This window comes from Streptomyces tateyamensis (genome assembly GCF_003205575.1).
GTDB lineage: Bacteria > Actinomycetota > Actinomycetes > Streptomycetales > Streptomycetaceae > Kitasatospora > Kitasatospora tateyamensis.
This window is the reverse complement of record NZ_PYBW01000248.1, coordinates 1-2777: the sequence shown is the minus strand read 5'-3', so window position 1 is coordinate 2777 and position 2777 is coordinate 1. Positions and strand designations below refer to the sequence as shown.

Below are 2777 nucleotides of genomic sequence, written 5' to 3'. Positions count from 1 at the left end.
CAAGGAACGGACGCTTCCTTCGATCCCGCTCTCGCGTTCTCTCCGGGCTTCGTTCTTTCGTGTCCTCAGCGTATCAGACGAGTTCGTCCCGAATTAACCGGACATTCACTCGAGTGTGTCGCTGGGATCACCGCCGCCATCGTGGCGACCTGAGCAACCATAGCCGCTCGGCGGCGGAGCGCCTAATCGAGGATGGTGCGCGTTCGACCGAGGCCGCACCAGCACCGGACAGGTTGCCGCGCCGGGGCGATCGTCCGGCTCACTCGGATGCCGTAGAGTGCGGCGCGTTGACGAAGAGGACTAGACCACTTGGGTCCAGCAGAGCCCTGACCGGCCTGGAATCAAGGCTCGGGGTGTGCACGACGCGTCGTGCGCCCGACCCGGAGACCAGGTTGAAGCAGGGGTGATCTGTCCAGTGATGTCCGGAGTTGACATGATTTAGGTTACAGACGGTATATCCCGCGCCCGCTCCTGACGGGCGCACGCTGTACTCCGCACCTGGGAGGCTCCACCATGACCACAGTGACGTCGCCGCTCACCGGCCGCGCCATCGGACTCGCCAACGTGCCCGACCCCGTGTTCTCGGGCGCGATGGTCGGCCCCGGCACGGCCATCGACCCGGTCCGCGAGCCCACTACCGCGGTCGCGCCGGTCGACGGGCTGGTGGTCTCCATGCACCCCCACGCCTTCGTCGTGATGGACGCGGACGGCCACGGCGTGCTCACCCATCTCGGCATCGACACCGTCCAACTGAACGGTGAGGGCTTCGAGCTGCTCGTCAACAAGGGTGACCAGGTCAAGCGCGGCCAGCCGGTGATCCGGTGGAACCCGTCGGCGGTCGAGGCCGCCGGCAAGTCGCCGATCTCCCCGATCGTGGCCCTGGAGGCCACGGCGGGCTCGCTCAGCAGCATCGCCGAGGCCGGCGAGGTCGCCAGCGGCGGCGAGCTCTTCACCTGGCACTGAGCCCGAGTGCGGGACAGCGTCCCACCCCCCGTGTTTCGGTGGGGCGGGGCTCTCCCGCGGGGCCGAGCTCGAAGCGGCCGGACCGGCCGGCGAAGACACCGACAGTGAGTGGGGAGCAAGACGATGGAGAAGGCGCTGCGCGGCGTGGGCGTGAGCCACGGCGTCGCGATCGGCCCGGTGCGGCACATGGGAACGGCGGTGCTCGAGCCCGCGCCGTCCCAGGTCCCGGCCGCGGAGGCACCGCGGGAGCAGGCGCGGGCCCAGCAGGCCGTGGACGCGGTCGCCGCCGACCTGGTGGCGCGCGGGAACCTGGCCGGCGGTGAGGCCCAGGCGGTGCTGGAGGCCCAGGCGCTGATGGCCCAGGACCCGGAGCTGATGGCCGACGTGGCCCGCCGGATCGCGGTGGGCAGTAGTGCCGAGCGCGGTGTGTACGACGCGTTCGCGGCCTACCGGGCGCTGCTGGCCTCGGCCGGCGAGTACCTGGCCGGCCGGGTCGCCGACCTGGACGACGTGCGCAACCGGATCGTGGCCCGGTTGATGGGCGTGCCGATGCCGGGGGTGCCGGACAGCGACGAGCCGTACGTGCTGCTGGCCCGGGACCTGGCGCCGGCCGACACCGCACTGCTGGACCCGACCCTGGTGCTGGGCTTCGTGACCGAGGAGGGCGGGCCTACCAGTCACTCCGCGATCCTGGCGCGGGCCATGGGCGTGCCGGCCGTGGTCGCGCTGCCGGGTGCCACCGAGCTGGCCGAGGGCGTGGTCGTGGCGGTGGACGGCAGCAGTGGTGAGGTGCTGGTCGACCCGGACGGGGCCAAGCAGGACGAGCTGCGCGCGCTGGCCGCCGAGCGGAAGGCGGCGCTGGCCGCCTCCTCCGGTCCCGGGCAGACCTCGGACGGACACCTCGTGCCGCTGCTGGCCAATGTCGGCGGCCCGGGCGACGTGCCGGCCGCGCTGGCGGCAGGGGCCGAGGGCGTCGGCCTGTTCCGCACCGAGTTCCTCTTCCTGGACGACTCCAAGCAGGCGCCGACCGAGCAGGCCCAGGTCAGCGCGTACCGCAAGGTGCTAGAGGCGTTCCCCGAGGGCCGGGTGGTGGTGCGGGTGCTGGACGCCGGCGCCGACAAGCCGCTGGACTTCCTGACCCCGGCGGACGAGCCGAACCCGGCGCTGGGCGTGCGCGGGCTGCGCACCCTGCTGGAGCACCCCGAGGTGCTGGGCAGTCAGCTGCGGGCGCTGGCCACGGCGGCCGAGGGGCTGCCGGTGCACCTGGAGGTGATGGCGCCGATGGTGGCCGACCGGGCCGATGCCAAGGCGTTCGCCCAGGCCTGCACCGAGGCCGGGTTGCAGGCGAAGTTCGGCGCGATGGTGGAGATCCCGTCGGCGGCACTGCGGGCCTCCTCGATCCTGCGTGAGGTGGAGTTCCTCTCGCTGGGCACCAACGACCTGGCGCAGTACACCTTCGCGGCGGACCGTCAGGTCGGTGCGCTGGCCCGGCTGCAGGACCCGTGGCAGCCGGCCCTGCTGGACCTGGTCGCCGCGGCGGCGGGTGCGGCCCGGGCGGCGGGCAAGAGCTGCGGGGTCTGCGGTGAGGCGGCGGCCGACCCGCTGCTGGCCTGCGTGCTGACCGGTCTCGGGGTGACCAGCCTGTCGATGGGCGCGGCCTCGATCCCGTACGTGCGGGCGGCGCTGGCCAAGGCGACGCTGGCGCAGTGCCGGCGGGCGGCGGAGGCGGCCCGGGCGGCGGACAGTGCCGAGGAGGCGCGGGCTGCCGCGCAGCAGGTGCTGTCCGGCGAGTGAGCCGTAGCTGACGAATGGTT

The 2777-nt window shown here is 72.8% G+C and carries 2 protein-coding genes; both read left to right on the top strand.

Annotated features, from left to right (window positions below; genetic code table 11):
- The first annotated feature begins 513 nt into the window (after positions 1-513).
- Positions 514-963, top strand: a complete 450-nt coding sequence (locus C7C46_RS33175) for a PTS sugar transporter subunit IIA (RefSeq protein WP_110673614.1) — start codon at positions 514-516, stop codon at positions 961-963.
- A gap of 123 nt (positions 964-1086) precedes the next feature.
- Complete coding sequence (gene ptsP, locus C7C46_RS33170; RefSeq protein ID WP_110673613.1) at positions 1087-2757, top strand: phosphoenolpyruvate--protein phosphotransferase; 1671 nt, start codon at positions 1087-1089, stop codon at positions 2755-2757.
- Positions 2758-2777: the final 20 nt, after the last annotated feature.